This is a genomic window from Micromonospora sp. NPDC048835, from assembly GCF_040649995.1.
Classification (GTDB): Bacteria; Actinomycetota; Actinomycetes; order Mycobacteriales; family Micromonosporaceae; genus Micromonospora.
Map to the genome: position 1 here is coordinate 17,052 of NZ_JBEZGM010000011.1, position 26,436 is coordinate 43,487.

General features: G+C 71.4%; 24 protein-coding genes. 17 read left to right on the forward strand and 7 right to left on the reverse strand.

Annotation, left to right across the window (positions count from 1 at the left end):
- Positions 1-118: 118 nt before the first annotated feature.
- Positions 119-3,196: a S8 family serine peptidase gene (locus AB0C15_RS15275; RefSeq protein ID WP_357352190.1), complete on the reverse strand. Its 3,078-nt coding sequence runs from the start codon at positions 3,194-3,196 to the stop codon at positions 119-121.
- A 397-nt stretch (positions 3,197-3,593) separates the two neighbouring features.
- Between AB0C15_RS15275 and AB0C15_RS15280 the strand changes: the two genes are divergently transcribed.
- A complete protein-coding gene (locus tag AB0C15_RS15280) occupies positions 3,594-3,830 on the forward strand; it encodes a hypothetical protein (protein WP_357352192.1) in 237 nt (78 codons plus the stop codon).
- A gap of 20 nt (positions 3,831-3,850) precedes the next feature.
- Here the strand turns inward: AB0C15_RS15280 and AB0C15_RS15285 are convergent, their stop codons facing one another.
- Together AB0C15_RS15285 and AB0C15_RS15290 are read right to left on the reverse strand one after the other, a co-directional pair.
- Entirely contained in the window at positions 3,851-5,101 is a 1,251-nt protein-coding gene (locus AB0C15_RS15285; protein WP_357352194.1) for a DUF222 domain-containing protein, read from the reverse strand.
- A 341-nt stretch (positions 5,102-5,442) separates the two neighbouring features.
- Positions 5,443-5,919, reverse strand: coding sequence for a helix-turn-helix domain-containing protein (locus tag AB0C15_RS15290; protein WP_357352196.1), 477 nt, complete (start codon positions 5,917-5,919; stop codon positions 5,443-5,445).
- 104 nt (positions 5,920-6,023) lie between these two features.
- Here AB0C15_RS15290 and AB0C15_RS15295 point away from each other — a divergent pair, with 104 nt between their 5' ends.
- Entirely contained in the window at positions 6,024-7,580 is a 1,557-nt protein-coding gene (locus AB0C15_RS15295) for an MFS transporter (RefSeq protein ID WP_357352198.1), read from the forward strand.
- On the opposite strand, the gene AB0C15_RS15300 is transcribed toward AB0C15_RS15295, so the two are convergent.
- Entirely contained in the window at positions 7,577-8,443 is an 867-nt protein-coding gene (locus AB0C15_RS15300) for an oxidoreductase (RefSeq protein ID WP_357352200.1), read from the reverse strand. The genes AB0C15_RS15295 and AB0C15_RS15300 overlap by 4 nt on opposite strands.
- A 152-nt stretch (positions 8,444-8,595) precedes the next feature.
- Here AB0C15_RS15300 and AB0C15_RS15305 point away from each other — a divergent pair, with 152 nt between their 5' ends.
- From AB0C15_RS15305 to AB0C15_RS15350, 10 genes are all read left to right on the forward strand, one after another.
- Positions 8,596-9,477, forward strand: a complete 882-nt coding sequence (locus tag AB0C15_RS15305; RefSeq protein WP_357352202.1) for a helix-turn-helix transcriptional regulator — start codon at positions 8,596-8,598, stop codon at positions 9,475-9,477.
- Between the two features lie 45 nt (positions 9,478-9,522).
- Positions 9,523-10,065 carry a TetR family transcriptional regulator gene (locus AB0C15_RS15310; RefSeq protein WP_357352204.1) on the forward strand — a complete coding sequence of 181 codons (543 nt, stop codon included), beginning with the start codon at positions 9,523-9,525 and terminating at the stop codon, positions 10,063-10,065.
- A gap of 88 nt (positions 10,066-10,153) precedes the next feature.
- Positions 10,154-11,185, forward strand: coding sequence for a medium chain dehydrogenase/reductase family protein (locus tag AB0C15_RS15315; RefSeq protein ID WP_357352206.1), 1,032 nt, complete (start codon positions 10,154-10,156; stop codon positions 11,183-11,185).
- A gap of 413 nt (positions 11,186-11,598) precedes the next feature.
- Positions 11,599-11,772 carry a hypothetical protein gene (locus AB0C15_RS15320; RefSeq protein ID WP_357352208.1) on the forward strand — a complete coding sequence of 58 codons (174 nt, stop codon included), beginning with the start codon at positions 11,599-11,601 and terminating at the stop codon, positions 11,770-11,772.
- The gene (locus AB0C15_RS15325; protein ID WP_357352210.1) at positions 11,769-12,773 is read left to right on the forward strand and encodes a glycosyltransferase family 4 protein; all 1,005 of its coding nucleotides are present in this window, start codon (positions 11,769-11,771) and stop codon (positions 12,771-12,773) included. The genes AB0C15_RS15320 and AB0C15_RS15325 overlap by 4 nt, the downstream gene beginning before the upstream one ends.
- Before the next feature lie 31 nt (positions 12,774-12,804).
- Positions 12,805-13,941, forward strand: a complete 1,137-nt coding sequence (locus AB0C15_RS15330) for a glycosyltransferase (protein ID WP_357352212.1) — start codon at positions 12,805-12,807, stop codon at positions 13,939-13,941.
- Positions 13,938-14,990 carry a glycosyltransferase gene (locus AB0C15_RS15335; RefSeq protein WP_357352214.1) on the forward strand — a complete coding sequence of 351 codons (1,053 nt, stop codon included), beginning with the start codon at positions 13,938-13,940 and terminating at the stop codon, positions 14,988-14,990. Before AB0C15_RS15330 ends, AB0C15_RS15335 begins: the two co-directional genes overlap by 4 nt.
- Positions 14,987-16,477 (forward strand): glycoside hydrolase family 130 protein, encoded by a 1,491-nt coding sequence (locus tag AB0C15_RS15340; RefSeq protein ID WP_357352216.1) that lies wholly within the window; start codon positions 14,987-14,989, stop codon positions 16,475-16,477. The genes AB0C15_RS15335 and AB0C15_RS15340 overlap by 4 nt, the downstream gene beginning before the upstream one ends.
- A 57-nt stretch (positions 16,478-16,534) precedes the next feature.
- Positions 16,535-17,749 (forward strand): PP2C family protein-serine/threonine phosphatase, encoded by a 1,215-nt coding sequence (locus AB0C15_RS15345; RefSeq protein ID WP_357352218.1) that lies wholly within the window; start codon positions 16,535-16,537, stop codon positions 17,747-17,749.
- 91 nt (positions 17,750-17,840) lie between these two features.
- Positions 17,841-18,908: a DUF2855 family protein gene (locus AB0C15_RS15350; RefSeq protein ID WP_357352220.1), complete on the forward strand. Its 1,068-nt coding sequence runs from the start codon at positions 17,841-17,843 to the stop codon at positions 18,906-18,908.
- Between the two features lie 6 nt (positions 18,909-18,914).
- Here AB0C15_RS15350 and AB0C15_RS15355 read toward each other — a convergent pair whose 3' ends face one another.
- Positions 18,915-19,721, reverse strand: a complete 807-nt coding sequence (locus tag AB0C15_RS15355; RefSeq protein ID WP_357352222.1) for an RNA polymerase sigma factor SigF — start codon at positions 19,719-19,721, stop codon at positions 18,915-18,917.
- Between the two features lie 218 nt (positions 19,722-19,939).
- On the reverse strand, positions 19,940-20,125 hold the full coding sequence (locus tag AB0C15_RS15360; protein ID WP_357352224.1) for a hypothetical protein: 186 nt from the start codon (positions 20,123-20,125) through the stop codon (positions 19,940-19,942).
- A gap of 321 nt (positions 20,126-20,446) precedes the next feature.
- On the opposite strand from AB0C15_RS15360, the gene AB0C15_RS15365 reads away from it, so the two are divergent.
- Genes AB0C15_RS15365 through AB0C15_RS15375 form a run of 3 tightly spaced genes read left to right on the forward strand, consistent with a single transcriptional unit; the run spans position 20,447 to position 23,748 of the window.
- Positions 20,447-22,330: a sigma-70 family RNA polymerase sigma factor gene (locus tag AB0C15_RS15365; RefSeq protein ID WP_357352225.1), complete on the forward strand. Its 1,884-nt coding sequence runs from the start codon at positions 20,447-20,449 to the stop codon at positions 22,328-22,330.
- A gap of 14 nt (positions 22,331-22,344) precedes the next feature.
- Positions 22,345-23,028: a DUF305 domain-containing protein gene (locus AB0C15_RS15370; RefSeq protein ID WP_357352227.1), complete on the forward strand. Its 684-nt coding sequence runs from the start codon at positions 22,345-22,347 to the stop codon at positions 23,026-23,028.
- Between the two features lie 24 nt (positions 23,029-23,052).
- The gene (locus tag AB0C15_RS15375) at positions 23,053-23,748 is read left to right on the forward strand and encodes a hypothetical protein (RefSeq protein WP_357352229.1); all 696 of its coding nucleotides are present in this window, start codon (positions 23,053-23,055) and stop codon (positions 23,746-23,748) included.
- Between the two features lie 39 nt (positions 23,749-23,787).
- Here AB0C15_RS15375 and AB0C15_RS15380 read toward each other — a convergent pair whose 3' ends face one another.
- Positions 23,788-24,348 (reverse strand): GNAT family N-acetyltransferase, encoded by a 561-nt coding sequence (locus AB0C15_RS15380; RefSeq protein WP_357352231.1) that lies wholly within the window; start codon positions 24,346-24,348, stop codon positions 23,788-23,790.
- Positions 24,349-24,429: 81 nt separating this feature from the next.
- On the opposite strand from AB0C15_RS15380, the gene AB0C15_RS15385 reads away from it, so the two are divergent.
- Together AB0C15_RS15385 and AB0C15_RS15390 are read left to right on the forward strand one after the other, a co-directional pair.
- Positions 24,430-25,140, forward strand: coding sequence for a siderophore-interacting protein (locus AB0C15_RS15385; protein ID WP_357352233.1), 711 nt, complete (start codon positions 24,430-24,432; stop codon positions 25,138-25,140).
- Positions 25,137-26,396, forward strand: coding sequence for an MFS transporter (locus AB0C15_RS15390; RefSeq protein WP_357352235.1), 1,260 nt, complete (start codon positions 25,137-25,139; stop codon positions 26,394-26,396). Before AB0C15_RS15385 ends, AB0C15_RS15390 begins: the two co-directional genes overlap by 4 nt.
- The last annotated feature ends 40 nt before the right edge of the window (positions 26,397-26,436 follow it).

The window sequence follows — 26,436 nt, forward strand, 5'->3', positions numbered from 1 at the left end:
TGGTCTTGTCGCCGTCGATCACCGTGGCCGAGCAGATCACCTCTGCGTGGCGGGACGGTGGGCCGGCGGACCGGCGGTGACCTGGGTCACACGCCGATCCGCCGGATGGGGGGAGCGGTCAGGACTGGATGGTGACGGGCACGGTCTTCAGCGAGCCGTCACCGTTGCGGAACTCCACCACGCCGACGTAGCGCTGCCCGGGGGCGAGACCGAACCAGCGCAGGGTCAGGTTCGCCGTCGTGCCCGGCTGCACGGCGCGCTGCTTCGGGTCGATGGTGAACCGGCCGGTGGACGTGCCGGGTGCCCCCGGCAGGTAACTGGTGATGGTGTACGCGTTCGCGCCGTCCTTGATGTTCTCGGTGAACTCCTGCTCGACGACGACGATGTAGTCACCGGCACCGTCCGGCAGGGTGACCTTGGCGCCGATCCGGGTGCTTGCCGTGGCGGTGACGAACTTCCCGGACTTGTCGTAGACGTTGAGGCTGAACTCGGTGCACTCCATCACGCCCTCCTCGTCGTCCCAGTCGATGTGGGAGCAGGTGGGTCGTGCCGACGTCACGTGGATCTCCGGACTGCGGGTGCCGGCCGGGACGTGCAGGGTGGTCCTGCTGATCGACGCGGGCAGTGGCACCGGCAGGTTGTTCGACGTGCTCCAGTCCCAACTCGGTCCGTCGCCCTTCAGGGTCACCGCGGTGCTGGTACCGGAGGTCAGGCCGGAGAGCTGGGAGATCAGTTGTCCCCTGAAACCGACCTCGGCGCCGATCCGGACGCTGCCGAAGGTGCCCTTGCCGGAGATGGCGTCGGGGACGACCAAACCGGAATTGTGTACGACGAGAGGGCTGCGTACCTCGTGCTTGAACTGGTCGCGCCAGGTCAACGAGCCGTCGGCCCAGGTGTCGAACGCGCCACCGGTGTTGGTGACCTCAACGGTGAAGCGGGCGCTGCCGCCCGGACGGACCTGCAGCTTCTTCGGCGTGACCTTGACCTTGTAGCCCGGCGGGGCCTGCACCGAGGAGGTGTAGGTGCTGGTCTTGTCACTGACGTTGGTGACCGTGCGGGTCACCGTCTGCTTGCCCACCATTCGGCCGAGCGAGACGGACGGGTAGTTGAGCTGCGCCGTGTCGATCGCGCCGACCGTGTCGCAGCCGTCCAGGTCGCCGAGCCCGTAGTCGCCGCCCCGGTCGGCTGACACCCCGCACAGGTACTGGATCCAGTCCTGCTGGTCGGAGTCGTAGACCAGGCCCGGGTCGAAGGCGCTGCCCGGCTCGACCTGGCCGGCACCGTAGTTGAGCGGGGTCGCGTCGTACGTGCCGATCTTGATCGGGTTGCCCTTGTCGGTCTTGTCCACGGCGCTCGTCATCAACGCCGAGCGGACCGTGGCCGGCGACCAGTCGGGGTGCTTGGCCAGCAGCAGGGCGGCGATACCGGCGATGTGGGGCGCCGCCATCGAGGTGCCCGACTCCAGGGCGAAGTCGTTGCCTCCGATGGACGGGGAGAACGCCGCGACGATGTCCTGACCGGGCGCGCTGATGTCCGGCTTGAGCAGCTCACCGGCGTTCAGGTTGGACGGTCCGGCCGAGGAGAACGCGGCCACCGAGGGTGCCTCGACCGTCTCCAGCCGGCTCGGCGAGATGGTCGCCGTGGCGTTGCCCTTGGCGACGTACGCGGTGACAGTGGCCAGGTCGACCTCGTTGATGTGCACCGTCGGCACGGTCTGCACGTCGGCGTTGAGCGAGTTCAGTTCCTCGTTGTACAGGACCATGCCGACCCCGCCGGCCCGCGCCACCTCGATGCTCTTGTCGGTACGCGGGATCTCGCCGCGCAGGCAGAGCACGATGGCGCCCTTGACCTTGGCCGGATCCAACGTGTCGTCGGCGCAGAGGCCGGCACCGTAGGCGCCGTCCGGGTCGACCGCGCTGTCCTTCGCGAAGACCAGTCGGGCAGGCCCGACACCGGTCTCGCCCATGCCCACACCGGCGATCGTGGTGCCGTTGCCGAGGGTGAGCTTCCGGGTGTTCTGCCGGTCGGTCGTGCTGGCGGCCACCGTGGTCAGCCAGGGCGTCGAGTTGTCGACGGTGTTGGCGAGCGGGCCGGAGTTGCCGGCGGCGGCGGCCACGAACACCCCGGCCGCAGCCGCGTTGAAGAACGTCGCGTCGACCGCCCCGAACTGCTCGGTGTCGTCACCGATCGAATAGTTGATCACGTCGACGCCGTCCGCGACCGCGTCGTCGATGGCGTGCACGATGTCGATGTCGGTGCCGGTCGCACCCCCCGCCCCGTTGTCGTACAGCGCCTTGTAGATCGCCAACCGCGCGGCCGGCGCCATGCCGGAGATCAGGCCCAGGTCCTGGGTGCCGGACGTCGCCCGCACGCCGTGGATGCCGGCCGCGGTGCTTGCGGTGTGGGTGCCGTGGCCGTTGCGGTCGCGCGGCGACGAGTAGTCGTCCGGGAACGCGTCGGCGATGCCACTGTCGTTGTACCAGCGCGCCCCGATCACCTTGTTGTTGCAGGTCACCGGCGCTTCGACGCCGACGTCACAGGTGCCCTTCCACTTGGCGTCGATGACGGCCTGGTCGGGGCGCGGGCTGGGCAGCGGCGCGAAACTCGCGCTCTCCGGCCAGTAGCCGCTGTCGATGACCCCGATGATCACGCCCTCACCAGCGCGGGAGTCTCCACCGAACTCCTTGTTCCACACCCCGCCCTTGCCGGTCAGGCCCAGGTAGTCAGGGGTGTGTGAGGTGGTGGCGTGCACCTCCTGGCTCTCGTACACGGCTCGGACACCGTTGGTCGCCCGCAGCCGGGCGGCCTGCGGCCCGGTCAAATCGGCGGCGAAGCCGTTGAACGCGGTCTCCATGGTGACGCGGGTGCGCTCGGCCGGCACACCGACGTGGTCCAACACCGACTTGCGCTGCCGGCGCAGGTGATCCCGGTACGCGTTGGCGTTCCCGGAGGAGCGGTTCAGCTTGGCCCCGCCGGCCGGCTTGGTCGCCGCGATCCCAGGAACCCCGCCGGTGTACGTGGCGATCGGCTCCTCGTCGAGCTGGACGAGGTAGCGGGCGGTCGGACCGCTGCTGGCCGGCGCGGCGGTGGCGCTGGCGGGCAGGCTGGTCAGACCGGCTGCGGTCAGCGCCACGGCGGCCAGCATGCTGACCCCGTACCTGGCCCGCCCGGTCCGATGTGTGTTCGGTTGTGGCACGTCGTTGCCTCCACGTTCGGTGCCGGCCGCCACGACTGATGACGGTGGCCGAAACCTAGGATCGGCACCGATCACCGAGAAGCACCCGTAACCTGGCTGTCATCCTGGAAACAAGCTCGTAACACAACAGGTACTTTGCGCGTCACTTTCGGATCCGGCCACAAGGTTCTCGGTACCGCCCAGTCGGTCTTCCGGATCCGGCTACGAGGTCTGGTTGCCGCCTCGTTGGTCTTTCGGATCCGGGTCACTCCCACCGCCGCGGCGCTCTGGTTCCCGGTCGGTGCGCCCCGGCTCGGAGAGGTCTCCGTGCCGCCTCGTCTGTTGCTCCTGCCGTCGAGCGAGCCGGGCGTACGTCGGCGCTGCGCGGCCGCGCCGGAGAGGTCATCGCCGGGTCGATGTGGATCTGGCCTGGCGTTGCCCGGCTCGGCTCGGCTCGGCTCGGCCCCGGCTCGGCCCCGGCTCGGCCCGGCTCGGCTCGGCCCGGCCTGGCTCGGCCTGGCTCGGCCTGGCCCGGCTCGGCTCGGCTCGGCCCGGCCCGGCTCGGCTCGGCTCGGCCCGGCTCGGCTCGGCCCGGCTCGGCCCGGCCCGGCCCCGCGCAGCCCGGCCTGGCTCGGCCTGGCTCGGCTCGGTGTAATCAGCGTCGGCTCGCTGGTCCTACGTCCGCCGGTGGTAGTGGTTCCGGCGAGGGACTTGTTCGGGGTCGAGCCAGGCGGGTGCGGTGAATTCGGGGTGGCCGTCGCTTGCGAGTCGGACTGTCCAGCCGCTGTGGTGAAGGTGTCGGTGATGGTGGCCGCAGAGCAGCACAGCGTTTGTCAGGCTGGTCTGGCCGCCGTCGGCCCAGTGCTCGACGTGGTGGGCGTCGCACCAGCGCGGCGGTCGGTCGCAGCCGGGGAACGCACAACCCTGGTCGCGCAGCACCAGGGCGCGGCGGAGGGAGCCGGTGATGAGGCGGCGTTGTCGCCCAACGTCAAGGACCTGGCCAGCGCCGCCGAGGACGGCGGGCAGCAGAGTGGCGTCGCAGGCCAGCCGCCGCACCACCTGCGGGGTGAGCTGAAGGCCGGTGTCGAGGCTGCCGGCACCCAGCTTGGCCGCCAGCGCGTCGTACGTGGTGGTGACGACGATCTGGGCGGGATCGCCACCGTGTTCGGGCAGTTCTGCGGTGCGCAGGCTGAGTCGGCAGACGTCGGCAAGAGCATCATGTCGGCGTTGCCCGGGGGACCGCAGATCGTCGGCGCCTGATGGCGCGGTCAACGGGTCGATGGCGGCGCGTAGGAGACCTGCGGTTTCGGCATCGAGGGTGCCGGTGAGTCGCAGTCGACCATCGGTCTGTTCGGACAGGGTGAGATGGCGGTCGCGGGCAGCGCGGGCGGCATCGGCGTCCAGGGCCGCCTTCGCGGCGGCGTCGGCGAGGTCGGGGGCGACGTGGTCGAGGATGCGGGTGCCGAGTTTGCGCAGCAGGGTGGGCTCGAACTGCCCGGCCCAGTCGGTGAGCAGACTGACCGCTTTGTCGGTGGCTTCAGCGCCAGCGGTGGTTTGCACGGTGGCGGCGGTGTCGGCGATGACCCGGGCCTGGTCGAGGCTGATGACGCCATCAGCCAGCGCTTGTCGGATACCGGGGTTTCCGGAATCGAGGGCCGCGGCGACGTCGACCAGGCGGCGGGCGGTGGGCACGCTCAGCCGTAACCGTTCGCGTAGCCAAACGGCGGTGGACGATGAGCCCTGGGCGCGGGCGGTGCCACGGCCGTCGATCTCGCGGATCAGGGCGAGTTTGACGGCGGCAAGGCGCTGCTCCAGGCGGTGCGCGGCGTCGAGAGCGGCGATCAACTCGTGCTCCGGCAGCACCCAGGTGGCGGCAGTTGTGCAGGCGGCGATTACGTCCTCTGCCTGCGCCAACTCCTCAACCATGACCCAACACTAGAACACTTGTACGACACTTTCGGTCGGCCATGATCGATGTGTCGATTAGGCCCGCGCCGGTCCGCATCGTGCCGTGTCACACCCGTGCCGTGCCGCGACCGCGTGCTCGCGCCCTGTCTTGCCGTGACCCCGCGCCCGCGCCTCGCGCCCACGCCGTGCCGCAGCGCCGTGCTCGTGCCCGCCACGTGCCGCAACCCCGTGCTGGTGCCGTGCCGCGACCTCGCGGTGGCGGCGGACGTGTCGTGCGGGGCCGCCGACGAGCGCGGTCGGGTACGCCGGGACCGGGTGGCGCAGGGACCGCCGGGCGGGTGGTGCAGTGGTCAGTCGAGTCAGTCGAGTCGGACGAGGCCTGGGCCAGCGGTGATGTCGGTGTCGCCGTCTGCTACGTCGTGGCCGGCCGCGCAGCGGAGCACCGCGTGGATCGGCGCGCCGCAGTCGTGGTGGGTGGCGACGATGGAGGGGCCGGTGTCGCTGGCCCAGGTGTCGCCCCAGTTGCGCAGGGCGGTGATGACGGGCATGAGTTCGCGGCCCTTGTGGGTGAGTTGGTACTCGTGGCGGGTGCGCTGCCCTGGCTCCCGGTACGGGATTCGTTCCAGCAGTCCGGCGGCGACCATCTCCTTGAGTCGGGCGGCCATGGCGGGCTCGCCGATGCCGACCCGGCGGACGAAGTCGTCGAAACGGCGCGTGCCGAGCAGGGCCTCGCGCATGGTCAGGACCGTCGACCTGCTGCCCACGACGTCCATCGCCCGGGCCACCGAGCAGTTCTCGCTCGACCAGGAGTCGCGGTCGTTCCGTAGGTCCTCCATGTCGACAAGCTTACCTGACTTGCGGTGACGCTAGTCAGGTGCTTCACTTGGGCGTTGCTGGCTTAAGCAGACGCAAGCCAGCTCCACTCACTCTGAGGACTTCAGTGACCACCGACACCACGAACCTGGCCCCGAGACCGCCCGAAGCGACAAGCGCCGCCCGAGGAACCCTGCGCGGCTCCCGCGCGGTGACGCTTGTCGCCATGTGCCTGGGCGCGATGATCACGTTCCTGCAGATCACCGCTACGGTCTCCGCTCTCACCACGATCCAACGGGACCTGCGCGTCGATCCGACCACGCTGGTCTGGATCCCCAGCGCGTACACCCTGATGGTGGCGAGCGTCGTGCTCTCCGCGGCCACCCTGGGCAGCCGCTACGGGCGTAGGCGCATGTTCGGTTCCGGGGTCGTCGCGATGATCGTCGGCGCGGGGGTCGTGGCCAGCGCCCCGACCGTCGGGTGGGTGATCGTGGGGCAGTTGGTCGCCGGCCTCGGTGGGGCCCTGATCCTGCCGAACAGCCTGGCGATCCTCGGTGCGACCTTCACCGACCCGCACCGACGGACCGAGGTCATCACGGCGTGGTCGGCGGCGTCCGGCATCGGGCTCGCGGTCGGCCCGCTCATCGCCGGCGTCCTGCTGAACCACTACCAGTGGCACAGCGTCTACCTGTCGACGATCGCGCTGGGCCTGATCACGCTCGTCGTCGCCGTTGTCGGGGTGGCCGAGTCCCGGCCGGTCGCCGCCCGCCTCGACGTACCCGGCCTGCTGCTGGGCACCGTCGCCATCGCGTCCGCCGTCTACGCGCTGATCCAGGGCGGCAAGGTCGGCTACACCAGCCCGGTGGTGGCGACGGCCTGGGTTGTCGCGGCTGTCGCACTTGTCGCGTTCGTGGTTGTCGAGCTGCGGACCAGCGCGCCAATGCTCGACGTACGGCTGTTCCGGTCCGTGTCGTTCAGTGCGGTGATGGTCGTCGGCGCGGTGTCGCTGTTCGGCTTCACCGGCGTGGCGATCCTGCTGGTCCTCTTCCACGAACGTGCCCAGGCGCTCAGCCCGCTGGACACCGGCTGGCGGATGCTGGTGCTCTTCGGCGCCTACGTGCTGGCTGCCTTCGGTGCCGGGCGCGCGATTCGTCGTACCGGATTCAAGGCGCCGTTGACCCTCGGTCTGGTCCTCGGCGCGGTGGCCAGCTTCGCGCTTGCGAACCAGGGGCCGACCACGTCGTTCGGTGACCGTTGGCCGCTGTTCGCGTTGTTCGGTGCGGCCAGCGCTCTGGTGGTGGCCCCGGCGACGGCGGCGGCGCTGGCGAGCGTCGCGCCCGCCCAGGCCGGCATGGCCTCCGGGGCGGTCAACGCCGCCCGGCAGGTCGGCTCGGTGCTCGGTTCGTCCCTGCTCGGCACGCTCCTGACCACCACGATGGTGGCCGACCTGCCGGACCGGCTCGCCGCGCACCAGGTCGGCGAACCCACCCGTACCGCGGTGCGGACGGCGGTGGCCTCCGGCGCGAACGGTGGGCAACCGCTACCCGACCCGGTCCGGGCGGCGATCGCCGAGGCGCTGACCTCGGGTGTCCAGGCCGGGTTGCGGGTCACCGGCGTCGTCTTCCTCGTCACCGCCGTGCTCGCGCTCACCCTCATCCGAAACCGGCCGCACCAGAAAAGCTAGGCGGCAATCGAGTCGAGCTGCTCGATGGCGTCGGCCGGCAGTTTCAGGTCGGCCGCCGCGAGGTTCTCCCGCAGGTGCGCCACGCTCGAGGTGCCGGGGATCAGCACGATGGTGGGGGACCGCTGGAGCAGCCAGGCGAGGGCGACCTGCTGCGGCGAGGCACCCAGCCGGGCGGCCACGCCGTCGAGCGTGTCGGACTGCAACGGCGTGAAGCCGCCGAGCGGGAAGTACGGCGCGAACGCGATGTTCTCCGCCGCGCACCTGTCGACCAGGGCGTCGTCCTCCCGGTTGGCGAGGTTGTAGTGGTTCTGCACGGTGACCACCGGCGCGATGGCCTGGGCCTCGATGAGCTGGTTGAGCGTGGCGTTGCTGAGCCCCAGTTGCCGGATCAGGCCGTCCTGCCGCAGCTCGGCCAGGGCGGCGAACTGCGCACCGATCGGCGCTTCGCTTGCCGTGTGTGCCGCCCCCACCCGCAGGTTGACCACGTCGAGCGCGTCCAGGCCGAGATGCTGGAGGTTCTCCCGGACCTGGGCCTTGAGGTCGTCGGGCTGCAGCGACGGGATCCACGAGCCGTCGGCGCCGCGTCGCGCGCCGACCTTGGTGACCAGGTGCAGACCCCGGGGGTACGGGTGGAGCGCCTCGCGGATCAGCTCGTTGACCACGACCGGCCCGTAGAAGTCGCTGGTGTCGATGTGCCGGACGCCCAGCTCGACGGCCAGGCGGAGCACGGCCAGCGCCTGCTCACGGTCGCGGGGCGGGCCGAAGACACCAGGGCCGGCCAACTGCATCGCCCCGTAGCCCATCCGGCTCAGGGTGAGGCCGTCAGCCGGGGTGAGGGCACCGCCGGGAAGGTTCTCGCTCATGTCGTCCTCTTGTCGCTCGTCGTGGCGTCGGGGGCCGCTCGCAACCGGCCCTCGACGACTGTGCGTCCGGACCCGGCGGGGCGGCAGGGCGAGTTGTTCCTGGTAGTGACACAGCCAGTCACCGGCCCGCCCGGCGATCTACCGTCGGTGGCATGGACGCGACGAACCCGCTCGGCGAATTCCTGCGTGCCCGCCGGGAGCAGACCCGGCCCGAGGACGTCGGGCTCGGCCCGGGTGTGGGCCTGCGCCGGGTGCCGGGGCTGCGCCGTGAGGAAGTGGCGATGCTCGCCGGCATCAGCGCCGACTACTACCTCCGCCTGGAGCAGGGCCGCGAGCGGCACCCTTCGGTGCAGGTCCTCGATGCCCTCGCCGGGGTGCTGCGGCTGGATCCGGAGGCGACCGCGTACATGATCGGGTTGAGCAGTGCGCGGTCGCGCCGGGCGGCCCGACCGGCCGCCGAGCGGGTGCCGGCCAGCATCCTGCACCTGCTGCGGCAGCTCTCCATGCCGGCCTTCGTGCAGAACCGTTACCTCGACATCCTGGCCTCGAATCCGATGGCGAGGGCGCTGTCGCCGAATCTCGCGCCGGGCGCCAACCGACTCCGCGCGGTGTTCCTGGACCCGGCCGAGCGGGAGCTGTTCCGCGACTGGCGGCAGGCGATGCAGAGCGTGGTGGGGCAGATGCGCGCCGACTCGGCTGGGGCCACCGACGACCCCAGACTGGCGGCGTTGGTGGGGGAGCTGTCGATCAAGGACGAGTGCTTTCGGCGGCTGTGGGCGCGCCACGAGGTGCGTCGCCGGGAGGGCGTGGTCAGCCGGCTGCACCATCCCGAGGTGGGCGACCTCGACCTGTACTGCGACAAGCTCGCGGTGGCGGGCGCCGACGGGCAGCTTCTGGTGATCTACCACGCTGAGCCCGGTACGGAGTCCGCCCGCTCGTTGGCGCTGCTCGGCTCGATCGCCGCCAGTGGCGTGGACGACGTGCCGGACAGCCTTCGACCCGGTGACCCGGCCCGCCTCTATCCGCTGGAGTGAGCTCAGGGCTTGACGACACTTGTTTGTGAGTGCACACTTACAAACATGCGATCCACCGCCGAGGCCCGCCGGGTCACCGTCCTGAACACCGCGGTCTCGGTGTTCGCCCGCGCCGGCTTCCACGCCACCCCGGTCACCGCCGTGGCGGCCGCCGCCGGCATCTCCGAGGCGTACGTCTTCCGGCTCTTCTCCGGAAAGCTCGGGTTGTTCCTGGCGGCGGCCGGGGCGTGTTTCGACCGGATCGCCGCCGCGATCGAGGCGGGTGCGGAGCGTGCCGGGGGGGACACCCCGGAGGAGATCCTCGACGCCATGGGCGGTGCCTACGCCGAGCTGATCGCCGATCGCGATCTGCTGCTCTTCCAGGTGCAGGCGCAGGCCGTCACGGACATCCCGGAGGTCGCCGAGGCGGTGCGGGCCGGCTACCGGCGGGTCGCGACCTTCGTGCAGAGCCGGGCCGGGGCGAGTGACGCGCAGGTGCAGCAGTTCTTCGCGTACGGCCAGCTGTGCCACCTGATCGTGACAGTGGGCCTGGAGCAGGTCCCGGAGCCGTGGGCTCGCGCCCTGACCGCAGGCATTCGCCACCCCTGACCGACCCCGACGCTGGGCCGCTTCGGCGGCCCACTCTTTCAGCCCTCGAAGTGTGTGAGTGCACACTTACAAACAAAGGAGATCCCCGATGACCACCGACACGATGATCACCGAAGTGGTGCTGCCCGGCGTGGTGGAGCCCGACGGACTCCTGCTGCACCGACGCGCGATGCCCGTCCCCGCCCGGGGGCAGGCGCTCGTCCAGGTCGAGGCGACCGGCATCTCGTTCGCCGAGCAGCAGATGCGCCACGCGCTCTACCCCGGCCAGCCGAAGTTTCCGTTCGTGCCCGGCTACGACCTCGTCGGCACGGTCCGGGCGGTCGGTCCGGGCGGCGACGACGCGCTGGTCGGCACCCGGGTGGCGGCGGTCACCAAGACCGGCGCCTGGGCCACGTACGCGCTTGTCGACATCGACGCCCTGACCCCGGTACCCGTGGGCCTGGACGCCGCCGCGGCCGAGACCGTCGTCGTCAACGGGGTGACCGCCTGGCAGATGCTGCGGGACGCCGACCTGAAGGCCGGCCAGACCATCCTCGTGCACGGCGCGAACGGCGGCGTGGGGAGCGTGCTGGTCCAACTCGGCCGACACCTCGGCCTGCGGGTCATCGGCACCGCCGCCGAACGGCACCACGCCGGGCTGCGCGAGCTGGGCGTCGATCCGCTCGACTACCGCGACCCGGACATGGCCGCGCGCGTCCGTGAGCTGTCGCCGGGTGGCGTCGACGCCGTCTTCGACCCGGTCGCCGGCCCGGGCGTGCGTACGTCGTACGCCCTGCTCGCCCCCGGCGGCAAGCTGGTCGTCTACGGCAACGCCGCCGCCGTGGGCACCGGGCAGTCGGTGGTCTGGGTCTTCGTGAAGCTGTTGGCCCGCCTCTACACCTGGAACGCGCTGCCCAACGGCCACCGGGCCGGTTTCTACAACTTCTGGGCCGGTCAGCTCACCCGACGTGCCGCCTTCCGTCGTCGCCTGCGTACCGACCTGGGCATCGTGCTCGACCTGCTGCGGCAGGGAGTGATAGTGCCGCAGATCGCCGCCCGCTACCCGCTCAACGAGGTCTCCGCGGCACTGGTGTTCGCCGAGGCCCGCAGCCGGGCCGGCAAGGTGGTGCTGGAGCCCTGATCGCCGACGACGTCGAGGGCGCTCCGCCAGCGGGCCCGGGGCCAGTAACCAGGCCAGGACCGGCGGGTCGGCCTCGTCGCGGCACCGGATCCAGGTCCTTGGGCAGCACCTGCCGACCGGCCCGGCCGTCCGTGCGTGTGCAGCCGCACGCCACGAGGGCGTACGGTGAACATGTCGCCCGGGACCCCGGTGGCCGCCAGACGCCGTCACCATCAGCCCGTCAGGGGCGTTACCGAACGTTATCCCCGTCGCCGCGACTCACTGGTCGTGTTGGCCGATCGCCGACCACGTCCCGGCCGTCGGTTTCGCCAGTCGTCGCGGTCGGAACGGTTCGTGGTTCGGATCCACCCGCGCGTGCGCACAGCTGTCCGTGCGAATGATCGTTTTGAACACCTCAACCAGGGGAGCACCAGATGAGAATCGCCAGGGACCGGATCGTCACCGCACTTCGCGATCGGGGTCAGCAGGCCAGGGCCGACTGGGTCGAGCGTGAGCTGCCGGAGCGTGTGGACCCGGCCAAGCACTCCGGGCTGCTCGCCACCCTGAACCTCAACCCAGCTGATCTCGTCGGCGCGTCCTCCCCTTGAGGGTTGCGCTGCTCGGACCGGTCGCCTGGCGTACGCCCCCACACCACTACGGCCCGTGGGAGCAGGTGACCGGCCTGCTCGCTGAAGGGCTGGTCAGCCGCGGGGTCGACGTGACGCTCTTCGCGACACTGGACTCCGTCACGTCCGCCCAGCTCGACGGAGTCTGCCCACGGGGGTACGCGGACGACCCGGACCTGGACGGCCGGGTGTGGGAGGCGATGCACGTCTCCCACGCGATGGCCCGCTCGGCACAGTTCGACGTGGTGCACAGTCACCTGGACTGGCTGCCCCTGGCGTTCGCGGAACACTGCCGCGCGCCGCTGCTGACCACAGTGCACGGCTTCTCCGGCGCGGGGATCCTGCCCGCCTACGGCCGAGCCCGCTCGTCGTACGTGTCGATCTCCGACGCCGACCGGGCACCGGAGCTCGACTACGTGGCCACGGTGTACCACGGCGTCGACGTCGCCGGACTGCCGTTCACCGACGAGGCCGGTCCTGGGCTGGCCGCCTTCGGCCGGATCCACAGGGACAAGGGCACCCACACCGCCATCGAGATCGCCCGCCGCGCCGGCCGGCGTCTGACCATCTGCGGGATCGTGCAGGACGAGCGGTACTTCGCCGAACAGATTGCCCCGCACATCGACGGCGACCAGGTCGTCTTCCTCGGATCGGTGGGTCCGCGACGGCGTGCCGAGGTGCTGGGGGACAGCGCCGCACTGCTGCACCCGATCGCCTTCGACGAGCCGTTCGGGCTGTCGGTAGTGGAATCGATGGTCTGTGGCACGCCGGTCGTCGCCTACCGGCGGGGGTCCATGCCGGAGGTCGTCGACGAGGGGGTGACGGGCTTCCTCGTCTCCACAGTCGACCAGGCCGTCGACGCGGTCACCCGGGTCGCCGCCCTGGATCGGACCGAGTGCCGGGCGCGGGCTCGGCAACGCTTCAGCGCCGACCGGATGGTCGACGGCTATCTCGCCGTCTACGACAAGCTCGTCCACGGCTGAACCACACCGACAACCGGAAGGCCCAGGGTTCATGCCCAGCTACGGATTCCTCAGCACCCACCCACCGACCCGGTGCGGACTGGCCACGTTCAATGCCGCCCTCGCCGCCCAGCTGACCGCCGACGGCACCCGTGGCGGCATCGTCCGCGTCACCGATCACGGCGACGACCAGCGGCCCCTGCCCGGGGTGGTGCACACCTGGTCGGCGCGTGACCCCGCCGGCTGGCGGGAGGCGGCTGCCGCCCTGAACGCGTACGACGTGGCGATCATCCAGCACGAGTACGGGATCTACCCCGGCACCGACGGCGAGGAGGTGCTGCCGTTGCTGCGGCGGCTCAGCGTGCCGAGCATCGTGGTCCTGCACACGGTGCTCCGCCAGCCCTCGGCTCGGCAGAAATCACTGTTGGAGCAGATCGTGGCGACCGCCGGGGCGGTCGTCACGATGACCGACACCGCCCGCGACCGGCTGCTCGTCGGGTACGCCGTGCCAGCGGGCAAGGTGACTGTCATCCCGCACGGCGCGGCCGAGCTTGCCGGTGCACCCGTCGACCGGCGCACCCGCCCGCACCTGCTGACCTGGGGCCTGCTCGGCCCGGGCAAGGGCATCGAGTGGTCGTTGCGGGCCCTCGCGACGTTGCAGGATCTGGAGCCGACGCCGACCTACACGGTGGCGGGACGGACCCACCCGAAGGTGATCGAGCACCACGGTGAGGCGTACCGGGCGGGGCTGCACCAGCTCGGCGCCCAGTTGGGCGTCGCGCATGCCGTCGACTACCAGGACGTCTACCACGACCAGGAGGCGCTGGGCCGGCTGATCCGGTCCGCCGACGTGGTCGTCCTGCCCTACGACTCCCGCGAACAGGTCACCTCCGGCGTACTCATCGAAGCGGTGGCCGCCGGCGTGCCCGTCGTGGCGACGGCGTTCCCGCACGCCGTCGAGCTGCTGACCGGTGGGCCCGGTCTGGTCGTACCCCATCAGAACCCGGCGGCACTGGCCAAGGCGATCCGGCGGGTCCTGACCGAACCGGGCCTGACCGCCCGGTTGGCCGGGCGGGTCCGCCCGCTGGCCGCGCACCTGCGGTGGCCTGCGGTGGCGGCCCGCTACGGCGCCCTCGCCGAGGACCTCGTCGATGCCCGCTCACCCGCCGTCAGCGCCGTGCCGGCGTGACGGCTACCACCGGACGCCCCCGAACGTCGGCGGGTGGGCGCTGGGCGACGGCACCCGCGCCGAGCTTCGCGCACCTGACTCGGCTGAGCGACGACACCGGGCTGTTCGAGCACGCACGGCACGCCATCGTCCGGCGTGAGCACGGGTACTGCACCGACGACGTGGCCCGTGGCCTGGTGGTGGTCAGCCGCGAGCCGGAGCCGGGCGAGGAACTGCTCCGGCTGGCGGAGCGGTACCTGGCGTTCCTCACCCACGCGCAGGACGCTGGCGGCGCGTTCCGCAACCGACTCGGGCACGACCGGCGCTGGGTCGACGAACCAGGGCTCGGCGACTGGTGGGGTCGGGCTCTGTGGGGCCTGGGCACGGCCGTCGCCCGCAGCCCCGCCCCATGGGTACGCGAGGAGGCGCTTGTCGCCTTCAGCCGGGGTGCCACCCGGCGGGCCAAGGCCCCGCACACGATGGCCTTCGCCGGTCTGGGCGCGACCGAGGTGCTTCGTCGTCATCCCGGTCACGTCGCCGCAGCGGCCCTGCTGGCGGACGCGGCCAGCACGATCGGCCCCCCGGCCGCCGATCCGCTGTGGCCGTGGCCACGGCCGGAGCTGACCTACGCCAACGCCGCTCTCGCCGAAGTGGTCGTCGCGGCGAGTCAGCTCCGCGAGGGTGGTCCGCCTCTCGACGACGGCCTGCGCATGTTGACCTGGCTGCGCGATGTCCAGCTCCGCGACGGGCGGATGTCGGTAGTACCCGCCGGGGGTTGGCGGCGCGGCGCGGTACGGCAGCACCACGACCAACAGCCGATCGAGGTCGCCGCCTTCGCCGACGCCTGCGCCACGGCGGCCACTGTCACCGGGGATCCGGAGTGGGACAACGGAGTGCGGCAGGCGGTCGGGTGGTTCCTCGGCGACAACGACCTCGGCACGCCGATGTGGGATCCGGCGACCGGCGGTGGCTACGACGGGCTGACCGCGCACGGGCCCAACCTCAACCAGGGCGCGGAGTCGACCCTCGCGCTCATCTCCACGCTGCAGCACGCGCGGCGGTGGTCGTGACAGGGAGTCTGGCCGTCCGGCAGGACGTCACCCTCACCCCGGATCCACGTCGCGTCATCATCAAGCTCTTCGTTCCCGGTGAGGATGCCGCTGTGGTTCGGACCCGCGCGCAGGCGCTCATCGACCGGGTCGCGCACCTCGACGACGAGGAGACCACCCGGCTGCTGCGGGACACCTTCGACCGCTTCGGCGCCCGGCACCGCGACCTGGCCGGCACGTTCCGCCACCACTACGACCTGGTCCGGCACCGCGCGGCGCGGGCCCGGGACCTCTCGCCGAACAGCCGGCTGCTGGTCGGCGCCTACTTCAGCCACGAGTACGCCGTCGAGGCCGCCGCCCTGTGCAACCCGTCGATGGTGGCCCACCCGGACCAGACCGGTCTCGGTGCCGGGCAGCTGCGCGTCGCCGTCAGCCTGCGTCAGGTCGGGGAGGGCCACGTGTCCTCGATCGGTTTCGCCACAGCGATCGTCGGACCGGGGGAGCAGCTCACGATCACCGACCGGGCCGGTCCGTTGGCCGTCGGGCAGCGGACGGGCGTACGGCACCGCCGGGACCTGCTCGTCGCCGGCCTGGCCGAGGAGGACTGCGACAACGAGGTCACGGCCACTGTGCTGGACGCGTTGCCCGAGTGGTACGACGAGGCCACCTTCGAGCGGGTGCTCGGCAACCTGCCACCCGATCTGCTCTCCCGCAGCACCGGGTTGGGGACCGTCGAACAACTGCGTCGTACCAACGCCGGTGGCTACGCCACAGCGTTCCCCGCCGACACGGTCCTGCACCAGCGGGTGCTCTGGCCGGCCACCCCGGCGGAGAGCAACGGCATGGAGGACGCGCGGTTCGTCCGCTTCGTCGATGAATCCGGGCCGGTCTACCGGGCCACCTACACCGCCTACGACGGCCGGACCATCGCCACCCGTGCGCTGGCCAGCGATGACCTGCGCCGGTTCGAGATGACCCCGATGCGCGGGCCGGGTGCCCGGAACAAGGGGCTCGCGCTGTTCCCGCGTACCGTCGGCGGCCGGCACCTGGCACTGTGCCGTGCCGACGGCGAGACCATCGGCCTGACCGCCCTCGACGGTGAGAACCGCTGGCAGGCGCCCACCCCGTTGCACGCACCGGGCGAGAGCTGGGAGCTGATCCAGGTCGGCAACTGTGGGTCGCCGATCGAGACCGACGCCGGCTGGCTCGTGCTCACCCACGGTGTCGGGCCGATGCGTCGGTACGCGATCGGTGCGCTCCTGCTCGACCTGTACACCCCGGAGCGGGTCGTCGCCCACCTGCCCGGTGCGCTCCTGGCACCCGACGACACCGACCGGGACGGGTACGTACCGAACGTCGTCTACTCCTGCGGCGCCCTGGTGCACGACGATGAGCTGTGGGTGCCGTACGGGGCGAGCGACGCCCGGGTGGGATTCGCCACAGTGCCGTTGTCCGCGCTCCTCAACGCCATGGTCGAGGCAAGTGGGGAATGCGGCGGGGCGCGGTAGCCTCACCGCTTGTGGGACGTGCTCCTGCGACCGGGGAGGACAGAGGGGGAGGTGGGCGTGGCCGACGTCGGCGAGGTGGTGCGTTGGTTGCAGCTCAACGCCCCCCGGGGTGGGCCGGACGAGGTGGCGCAGCTGGTGGCCCGCGCGGCGCCCGCGCTCGACGCCAGCGAGATCGTGATCTACCTGGCCGACTACACCCAGACCCTCCTCGTGCCGCTGCTCGGCGCGGGTCTCGACCGGGACCAGTTGCCGATCGAGACGACGCTCGCCGGCCGGGCCTTCACCACCCTCGACATCCAACGCGCGCCCGACAACCCGGACCGGATGTGGGTGCCGCTGCTGCTCGGGTGTGAACGGATGGGCGTGCTGGAGATCGTCTCGTCGACCGCCGCCGACGCGACGACTGACGGTCCGGCCTGGGAGGTGGCGGTAAACGTCGCCCAGATCCTGGTCAACCGCCGGCTCTACGGCGACGTGGTCGAGCGGATGCGGCGACGGATGCCGATGCAGGTCGCGGCCGAGATCGTGTGGGGCCTGCTCCCACCGCTGACCTTCGCCACCGACGATCTAGTGGTCACCGCCATCCTCGAACCGTGCTACGACGTGGGCGGCGACATCTTCGACTACGCGTTGAACGACGACGTGCTCAGCGTCGGGCTCTTCGACACCTGTGGGCACGGCATCAAGGCGAGCACGCTGGCCTCGCTGGTGGTCAGCGCGTACCGCAACGCCCGCCGGTGTGGCCTCGACCTGGTGGACACGGCGATCAGCATCGACCGCTGGGTGCGGTCCGAGCACCCGAACCTCTTCGCCACCGGGTTACTCCTCGAGTTGGACCGCCGGACCGGCCGGCTCAGCATGATCAACGCCGGGCATCCCGGCGCGATGCTTCTGCGCGACGGCAAGGCCATTCGAGACCTCCCGGGGCCGACCGCGTTGCCCCTCGGCCTGGGTCACATGACTTCCCGCCGACCGCTGGTACACATCGAGGATTTGCACCCGGGCGACCGCATCCTCGCCTACACCGACGGCATCACCGACGCCCGTAACGCGGAGGGGGAGCAGTTCGGGCTGGACCGGCTCGTCGACTTCGTCAATCGCGCCCTCAACGAGGGTCTGCCCAGCCCGGAGACGATGCGTCGCCTGGTCCGCGCGGTCGTCAGCTACCAGGACGACCAGCTCGAGGACGACGCGACGGCCCTCTTCGTGGACTGGCAGCCACCACATCTGCCGCTCGCGCACCTCCGCGACCTCGCCGCGAACGGACTCTGACCGCACTCCGCCGCGCCTCTGCCCGCACCCAGTGGGATTTTGCACTCGCAGTGCACTTGTCTCCGATCGTGTGGCTGTCTAGCGTCACCTCATGGCTGACTCATGGACCTTCGCCGTGGCGCGTGACGACCTCGGGCAGACCACGCTCGTCGATGGCCCTGCCCCCACTGTGGCTGCCGGTGAGGCGCTGCTGCGGGTGGACCGGGTCGGCCTCACCGCCAACAACGTCACCTACGCGGTGCTCGGCGACGCGATGCGCTACTGGCAGTTCTTTCCGCCGGCGGCCCAGGGGCTCGGCCCGCAGTGGGGCCTTCCGCCGCTCTGGGGCTTCGCCGAGGTGGTCGCCTCCAAAGCTGCCGGGGTCGAGGTGGGGCAGCGGATCTACGGTTACCTCCCGCCCGCCGGTCACCTCGTGGTGCGACCGGACCGGGTGGACGGGTCCGGGTTCCGCGAGGCGAGCCCGCACCGGGCCGAGCTGCCGTCGCCGTACAACGCGTACCGGTCGACCACCGGCGACCCGGCGTACCAGCGCGACCAGGAGGATCTGCTGATCCTGTTCCGGCCGCTGTTCTTCACCTCGTTCATGCTTGCCGACCAGGTCGTGGACAACGACTTCTACGGTGCCGAGGCGCTGCTGGTGTCGTCGGCGTCGAGCAAGACCGCGTACGCCGCCGCGTTCGAGCTGCACCGGCGCGGACCGCGCCTGGTCGGTCTCACCTCACCCGGAAACGTGGCCTTCACCAGGTCGCTCGGCTGCTACGACGAGGTCGTCTCGTACGACGACATCGACACTCTCGACGTGGTCCCGAGTGTCTATCTCGACCTGTCCGGCGCACCCTCGACCCGAACCGCCCTGCGTCGGCGCATGGGTGACCGGCTCGTCCGGGACATCGCGGTCGGGCTCACCAACCAGACGCCGAACGCCGACGCCGCCGAGGAGGTGTTCTTCGCGCCGGTGCAGATGCGCAAGCGCAGCCAGGACTGGGGCCGCGACGGGCTCGACCAGCGGTTCACCGAGGCCTGGCAACGCTTCGCCGCCGTCGTGAGCGGGTGGCTCGACGTCCGGGTGGGTGCCGGGCCGGCAGCGCTCCAACACGCGTGGCTCGACGTTCTCGCCGGTCGTACGCCGCCCCGGGTGGGCCACGTCGTCCAACTGTGAACGGGTTCAGGCTGCGACGTCGTCGCTGAGCTGGAGGCGCAGCGCGGCCAGCGACCGAGTGATCAGTCGGGAAACGTGCATCTGCGAGACGCCGATCCGGTCGGCGATCTGGGCCTGGGTGAGGTTGCCGTGGAAGCGCAGGCTGAGGATCTCGCGTTCGCGTTCCGGCAGCGTGGCGAGGGCCGGGCCAAGCGCGACGCGGATCTCGACGAGGTCGAACGCGCCGTCGTCGTCACCGAGGGTGTCGCCGAGTTCCCGGCTGCCGTCGCTGCCGATCGGGGTGGACAGCGACGTGGCCCGGTAGGCGCGCGCCCCCTCCAACCCCTCCAGGACGGTCTCCTCGGACACGTCGAGGTAGGAGGCGACGTCGGCCACCGTGGGCAGGCGGCCGAGGGTCTGGGTCAGGACGCCGTTCGCGGCGCTGATGGACAGGCGCAGCTCCTGGAGGCGACGGGGTACGCGCACCGCCCAGGTGCGATCCCGGAAGTACCGCTTGATCTCGCCGATGATCGTGGGGATGGCGTACCCGCTGAAGTCGATCCCGCGGCTGGGGTCGAAGTTGTCCACGGCCTTGATGAGCCCGACCGAAGCGGTCTGGGCCAGGTCGTCGTCGGGTGCGCCGCGTCCGCCGTAGCGGCGCGCCAGGTGTCGCGCGAGCGGCAGCCACGCCTCGATGGTGCGGTCCCGCAGTGCCGGGCGGCGGGGATCATCCGGCGGGGTCGCCGCCAGGGCGGCGAAGAGGTCGTCCGGGTTCTGGTCGCTGCTGCGCTTGCTGAACTGGGTGCCGGTGGCGTTCTCGACGATCGTGGACATGGCTGGCCCCTCCCGTACGCGCCCGTCGATCGGGTCGACCGGAAGGATCTCCGAACCGGCTGCCGCCGGAGCGCACGTACGGGCGAAGGTGCGCCGTCGCAGGGCCACGATCACGGGCCTCGCCACCGCGTCATGTCGTTCGCTTGATGAACCGAACCCTACCCGAACGACCGAAAATTAACTAGCCGAAAGTATGAGCCAGTGCAGGTCTGCGTGGATCAGCCGCGCTGATCGGAGGCGTCGACGGCGGCAGCGGCCGGCCGGGCAGGCGTGACCGCGAACGGGTGGCGCAGCCGCCGCATGGCCTCCTCGCTGCTGTCGAAGGTCACCGCCGGACCGTCCAGCCCGTCGCCTGTCGACGTGGCGAGGAACAGGGCAGGTCGGCCGTTGTCGTTCGATGTCATGCAGGGATCCTGTCTCTACGAAAAGGGGTGCGGCTGGTCTCGGCGATGCCCGCCGGGTGAGCTGAGGAGCGCTTCGGCGCACATGCTGGCGCGCGGATGCAGGTGTGCTGTGCACGGGCGAGCGCCCGGCGACACCGACACCCCGCACCATACCCGGCGCCGTCGCCCCGTATGCGCCGCTGACGGACCCGCGCACCTTGTGGCTGGCCAGCCGTGCGGGAATTCTGTAATCCCGCCCGCTGCCGCGAGTCTCCGATCTTGAGGGCGGTCACCGCACCAATGCGTGGCGCCGCGCGGATGAACACACGAGGAGTGAGATCCATGTCGTCAGCCGGTCGAGCACTGCCCGATGTCGGGTTGGTCGTCGCGGCCCGGCAGGGCGACCAGCGCGCTCTCGACGACGTCGTCGCGGCGTCGCTTCCGCTCGTCTACAACATCGTCGGGCGGGCGCTGCGCGGGCACGCCGACGTCGACGATGTGGTCCAGGAGACGTTGGTACGGGTGATCCGGTACCTCCCCGCGCTCAACGACCCGGCGGCGTACCGATCGTGGCTGGTGGCGATCACCATCCGCCAGGTGCGGGACTGGGAGACGCGCCGACGGGTCGCGCTCAACCGCGACGCCGGTCTCGACGTGATCCACAACGTGCCCGACCCTGCCTCCGACTTCGCGGGGATGACGATCCTCCGGCTCGGCCTCACCGACCAACGACGCGAGGTCGCCGAGGCGACCCGCTGGCTCGACCCGGACGACCAGGAACTGCTGTCGCTGTGGTGGCTGGAGGAGACCGGCGAGATCACCCGGAACGAGGTCGCCGACGCGCTCGGGTTGTCACCCGGGCACGTGGCGGTGCGGATCCACCGGATGAAGGAGCAGATCCAGAGCGCCCGTGGCGTCGTACGCGCGCTCCGCGCCCGCCCTGGCTGCCCGGACCTGGGCACGGTGACCGCCGAGTGGGACGGCACCCCCAGTTCGTTGTGGCGCAAGCGACTGGCCCGACATGTTCGCGACTGCGCGTTCTGCGGTCGGCTGGGCACCACGCTGCTGCCGATCGACAGGCTCCTCGCCGGCCTACCGCTGCTGCCGCTGCCGGCGGGTCTCGGCGCGCACCTGCCCAGCGCGGCCAACCCCGCAGCCGCCGCGCAGGCGCTCACGCCTCCCGGCCCGACGGCCGGGCCCGCCGCCGGGCCGACGCCGCCAGGCGGAGTGCCAGGCGATTCCGGTGGAGGCCCGAGCATCGTCGACCTCGCGGTGAACCGACCCCGTGGCCTCGTGCCGTCCCTCGCCGCAGGTGTCGCCGCCGCCGTCCTGGCCATCACCATGGCGGTGGTGATCCTGCCGGACGAGCCTTCCGCACCCTCGTGGGCGGCCCCGCCGTCCGCGGCGCCCACCGCCGTCGCCACCCCGAGCGTGGCACCGTCGCCGAGCGCACGGCCCTCGACGAAGGCTCCGGTCGCTCCGGTGGTCAGCTCCGTGCGCAAGGGCGTCGGGGTGTGGGACTTCGCCGGGGCGAGTCAGGCTCTGGCGAACTCCAAGGCCGGCTGGTACTACACCTGGGGCACCCAGCACCCGGGGATCAGCACCCCGCGCGGTACGACGTTCGTGCCGATGATCCGCAGCGCGGAGAACGTCACCGCCACGGAGCTGGCCCGGGCCAAGGCCGCCGGGCCGTACCTGCTCACCTTCAACGAACCGGACCTGCCCGAGCAGGCGAACATGACTGTCGAGCGGGCGCTGGACCTGTGGCCGCAGCTGATGGCGACGGGCAGCAAGCTGGGCAGCCCGGCGGTCGCCTGGGGTGCGCCGGACCCGCAGGGTTGGCTGGACCGGTTCATGACCGGCGCCGAGGCCCGCGGCCACCGGGTGGATTTCATCACGCTGCACTGGTTCGGCGCCGACTTCTCGACTCCCGCGGCGGTGGCCCAACTCCGGCAGTACCTGCAGGCCGTCTACCAGCGGTACCGGAAGCCGATCTGGCTGACCGAGTTCGCGCTGATCCGTTTCGGCGCGGGCGGTGCGCAGTTCCCCGGTCAGGAGCAGCAGGCGGCGTTCCTCACCGCGGCCACCACCATGCTCGGCCAGCTCTCCTACCTGCAGCGCTACGCCTGGTTCGGCCTGCCCGCCACGGACAAGGACCGATCGGGCCTGTTCAGCGACGGGGCCGAGGCGACAGTTGTCGGCCGTGCCTTCCAGGCCGCCAAGTGAGCGGTGGCGAACGGATGGACGAGCAGATCAGCGCGGAGCGCCGGGACCCCCGCGTCCGTACCCGACGGCTGGTCGGCGTCGTCGCGACACTCGTCGCCACGGCGCTGGCCGTCGGTCTCACCCAGGGCTGGGTCGACACCGACCAGGCGACGACGCCGCCACCGGCCGCGGCGTCGTCGCCCGCGGTCGCGTCGGCCGCTGCGGTGCCGACCGCGCCGGTGGTGCTCAACGGCACCGACGACGCGTTCATCCAACTGCTGATCCCGATGAACGAGGGCGCGCTCGCGCTCATCGACCAGTTCGACGCCCGACCGACGGAGGCGGACCCGCCGTTGCGGGCCCTCCTCGGTGCGGTCCGCGCGGCTCACCAGGCGGAGCTGCGGGACCTGCGTGGGCTGTTGGCCGCTGGCAACGTGCCGGAGCTGAACATCCACGAGGGGCACCAGATGCCGGGCATGGTCACCGATGCCAGCCTCGCCGAGCTGCGTGCCGCCCCGGACGGCGAGGTGCCGTCCCGGGCGGCTGCCCTGATCCGGGCGCATCTCGCGCAGACGGTGGTGCTGTGCCGGGGTGAACAGGCCGCTGGGGGCAGCCCGGAGCTGAAGGCGCTGGCCGGCCGGATCCAGCAGGCGCGGGCCGCCGAGCTGAGCACGCTGGACAGCCGGCCGGGTGCGCCCCCCGCTGCACCGGGCGGCTGAGCATGCGGCCCAGGAGACCGGCCGATGCGGACGTCTGATCTGCCTGCCGACGTCCGCCACGCCGTCCGGGCGTCCCGGGCCACCCACCGTGCCGTCACATCGGGCGTGGTCCGCCCGGCCCGGCGCGCGACACACCGGGCCGGGAGCGCGCCGCCGGACACGGTCGCCCCGGTGCCGGCGGTGGGGTGGCGCGGTGGTCACCGGCGCGCGGCCGGTCGCGCCACCGTCGTCGCCGCGATGCTGGCGGTCAGTCTCGGGTGGCTGCTCGCGATCCTCGTCGCACCGCACGTCACCCTGTCGCCGGGTGCGCGGATGGTCGCTCTCTTATGCCACCTGACCTGCCTGGTGGTGGGCTTCGGAGCGGTGCTGACGGTGGACTGGTTCAGCCTCCGATGGGTGCTGCGCCGGGAACCGTTCGGTACGGTGCTGACTGCCGCACGCGGCGCGCACCTGCTCATCTGGCTGGGCCTGATGGGTCTGCTCGCAAGTGGCGCCGCACTGGGGCCGGACACGTCGTCCGGGCTGGTCTGGGTCAAGTTGCTCGCGGTGCTGGTGGTTGGCGTCAACGGGCTGTTCCTCGGCCGGGTGCGGGATCGACTCGTGGCCGTGCAGGGCCGCCCGCCCTGGTCCGCACTGCTGCCCGGTGTCGCCGCCGCCACGATCTCGCAGCTCGGTTGGTGGACCGCGACCCTCGTCGGCTTCTGGAACGCCAACAGCTGACCGTCGTCAACAGCCGAGGGTCGACGGTCGCGTCGTTGGTCAGGCCGGCGCGGGGTGTCTCGCCGTGAACCGGGCGCGGGTCAGGAACGCGAGCTGGGCCCGCTTGTCCGGCATGTCGATCTGCGAGTCGAAGGTGAAGCCCTCGATCTCGAGTCGGCGCAGGGCGAGGTGGTTGCGGATGTCCGGCTCCACCACGATCCGCTGCGCGGCCGGGTCGAGGAACAGGAAGCGGGCCACCGCCGGGCCGACCGCGTTGGTGAGGCTGCGGGCGAGGCGTCGGTCGGGGCTGAGCAGCAGGTGCATCCCCACGTCGCCAGGCTGGACGGGGTAGCGCTCGCCGACCGGGTCCGCCTCGGGCTGGTAGCTCTGGAAGAGGCCCACCGGCTCCCCGTCGACCTTGATCAGGTACGCGTGGTGGGTGGGCAGACCGTCGACAAAGGCGTAGATCTCACGAACCTCTTCGAGGCTGTGCGAACCCATGCCCCAGAAGGAGTTGCGGGGCAGGGTCACCCAGCCGTGCAGGAGGGCGGCGTCCCGGTCGGGGTCCACGGTCACCAACGACAGCTCGCCGAGACCGGCGATCTTCTCCTGGTAGGTCATCGGGTGCCGTCCTCTGTTCCATCGGGGGTGCAACTTAGGTTAACCTCCCCTAACCAAGGATGACCTTACCTGGAGGGGTGCGTGAAACGGAACTGGGAGGCCCTGGTCCTCAAGGCCATGGGAGGGCGGGACTTTCAGTTGACCGTCCTGAGCACCGAGTCGGTCGACGGGCACTACCAGCGACTCCTCCTGGACGGAGGTGACCTGTTGGAGACGTGCGGGGTGCACCCCACCATGTGGATCCGGCTGTGGTTCGACAACGACGGCCGGGCGCACCAGCGCGCGTACACGCTTGTCGACCCGGACCCGACCACCGGCCGATTCACCCTCGAATTCGCCATCCACGACGGCTGCGCGGCACGCTGGGCCACCACGGCCCAGGTCGGCGACACCATCGGCGCGACGGTGCAGGGCAGCGCCTTCGAGTTGCCCGACCCCGCGCCCGAGCACCTCTACCTGGTCGGCGACGCGGCCTCGCTGCCGGCGGTCAACAGCCTGCTCGACGCCGGCGCCGACATCCCGGCGACGGTCTGGCTCGAGTACGCCCACGAGGGCGAGAAGGCGCTCGCACTGCGGGCCCGGGCGCACCACGACGTCACCTGGGTGCCGCGGCGCGACGAGGGTCAGCACCTCGTCGACACGGTGTGCGCGGCCCTGCCGACAAGCGGTGCGGGCCACTACTGGGTGGCCTGCGAGGCGGCCACCACCCGGGGCCTCACCCGACACATCAGGAAGACGCTCGGTGTCGACAAGGACCGGTTGACCTCCCTCGGCTACTGGAAAGCGGCATGAAGGGCCGGCTCGGCACCCTGACCGCGCTGTACGTCACCCAGTACCTCGGCGTCGGCTTCATCACCGTCGGGCTCACCGCCATCCTGCGCGACGGCGGCACCTCGCTCGACACCCTGGCGCTGTTGCAGATCGTCGGCCTGATCTGGCCCATCAAGTTCCTCTGGGCGCCGATCCTGGACCGGTACGGCTCCAGGCACCGCGGCCACTACCGCTCCTGGCTGCTGGTGCTGCAGACCGCCCTGGTGCTCGCCCTGCTGGCGTTGCTGCCGTTCACCAGCCCGGCCGACGCGCTCGGCCCGATCGTCGCGATCTGCGCGGCGTACGTGTTCTTCTCGGCCACCCAGGACATCGCCGTGGACGCCGTCGCGGTCCGGATGCTCGCCGACTCGGCCCGGGGGACCGGCAACGGCATCCAGGTCGCCGCGAGCTACCTCGGCAACCTGCTCGGTGGCGGTGCCTGCGTCCTGGTCTACGACAGGTTCGGCTGGGTGCCCGCGATCGGCCTGCTGGCCGCCATGACGGCGGTCGGCCTGCTCGTGGTGTGGCGGTTCCGGGAGCCGCCCCGTACCGATCGGGTGGAACGGGTCGGCACGGCCTACCGGGCGCTGCTGTCGGTGTTCGGCCAGCCGGGCTGCCGCACGTGGACGTTCGGCGTGGTGCCGCTTGTCTACGTCGGCGCGGGAATGGCGTACGCCCTGGTCACCCCGGCGCTTGTCGACGCCGGGTGGTCGCTGGGTCGGATCGGCGTCGTCACCGGCGTGGTGACGAGCGTCCCGGCCATCGTGGCGGGTCTGGTCGCGGGGCTCGGGATCGGGCGGTTCGGGCGTGCCGGCGTACTCGTGGTCGGTGGTGTCGCGCTCACGGTGTCGACGGTGCTGCTGCTGCCGCTGATGAACGGCCGGGCGCCGCTGGGTGGGACGGTCGCCGCGCTCTGCTGCTTCATGGCGGCCTACACCGTCGCCAACGTCGTGCTCTACACGGTCAACATGGACTACTCGCGGCCCGACACCGGCGGCACCGACTTCACCGTCCTGTCGTCGTTCGGTCTGGTCTGCTCGTTCGTGGCGGCGTCGATCGGTCTCGCGGTGGCCGACCGGCTCGGCTACCCGGCGGTCGCGGTCGCGGCCATCGTGCTCGTGGTCGCCGGCGTCCTCCTCGGCCTTGCCCACCAGCGGCGGTTCCCGCGCCGGCCGGACCCCGCCGTCGACGGGCCGGCCGAGCAGCGCGCAGCGGACGGCGTCAAGGCGGCGGCGTGACCACCGTTCCGCCGGCTGCCTGACAGTGCCATCGTGGTGG

Bases quoted from the DNA above. Each gene is read 5' to 3' on its own strand.
- AB0C15_RS15285 (WP_357352194.1), bottom strand. From the start codon at position 5,101: ATGGTTGAGGAGTTGGCGCAGGCAGAGGACGTAATCGCCGCCTGCACA.
- AB0C15_RS15290 (WP_357352196.1), bottom strand. From the start codon at position 5,919: ATGGAGGACCTACGGAACGACCGCGACTCCTGGTCGAGCGAGAACTGC.
- AB0C15_RS15300 (WP_357352200.1), bottom strand. From the start codon at position 8,443: ATGAGCGAGAACCTTCCCGGCGGTGCCCTCACCCCGGCTGACGGCCTC.
- AB0C15_RS15305 (WP_357352202.1), top strand. From the start codon at position 8,596: ATGGACGCGACGAACCCGCTCGGCGAATTCCTGCGTGCCCGCCGGGAG.
- AB0C15_RS15310 (WP_357352204.1), top strand. From the start codon at position 9,523: ATGCGATCCACCGCCGAGGCCCGCCGGGTCACCGTCCTGAACACCGCG.
- AB0C15_RS15315 (WP_357352206.1), top strand. From the start codon at position 10,154: ATGACCACCGACACGATGATCACCGAAGTGGTGCTGCCCGGCGTGGTG.
- AB0C15_RS15320 (WP_357352208.1), top strand. From the start codon at position 11,599: ATGAGAATCGCCAGGGACCGGATCGTCACCGCACTTCGCGATCGGGGT.
- AB0C15_RS15330 (WP_357352212.1), top strand. From the start codon at position 12,805: ATGCCCAGCTACGGATTCCTCAGCACCCACCCACCGACCCGGTGCGGA.
- AB0C15_RS15350 (WP_357352220.1), top strand. From the start codon at position 17,841: ATGGCTGACTCATGGACCTTCGCCGTGGCGCGTGACGACCTCGGGCAG.
- AB0C15_RS15355 (WP_357352222.1), bottom strand. From the start codon at position 19,721: ATGTCCACGATCGTCGAGAACGCCACCGGCACCCAGTTCAGCAAGCGC.
- AB0C15_RS15360 (WP_357352224.1), bottom strand. From the start codon at position 20,125: ATGACATCGAACGACAACGGCCGACCTGCCCTGTTCCTCGCCACGTCG.
- AB0C15_RS15365 (WP_357352225.1), top strand. From the start codon at position 20,447: ATGTCGTCAGCCGGTCGAGCACTGCCCGATGTCGGGTTGGTCGTCGCG.
- AB0C15_RS15370 (WP_357352227.1), top strand. From the start codon at position 22,345: ATGGACGAGCAGATCAGCGCGGAGCGCCGGGACCCCCGCGTCCGTACC.
- AB0C15_RS15375 (WP_357352229.1), top strand. From the start codon at position 23,053: ATGCGGACGTCTGATCTGCCTGCCGACGTCCGCCACGCCGTCCGGGCG.
- AB0C15_RS15380 (WP_357352231.1), bottom strand. From the start codon at position 24,348: ATGACCTACCAGGAGAAGATCGCCGGTCTCGGCGAGCTGTCGTTGGTG.
- AB0C15_RS15390 (WP_357352235.1), top strand. From the start codon at position 25,137: ATGAAGGGCCGGCTCGGCACCCTGACCGCGCTGTACGTCACCCAGTAC.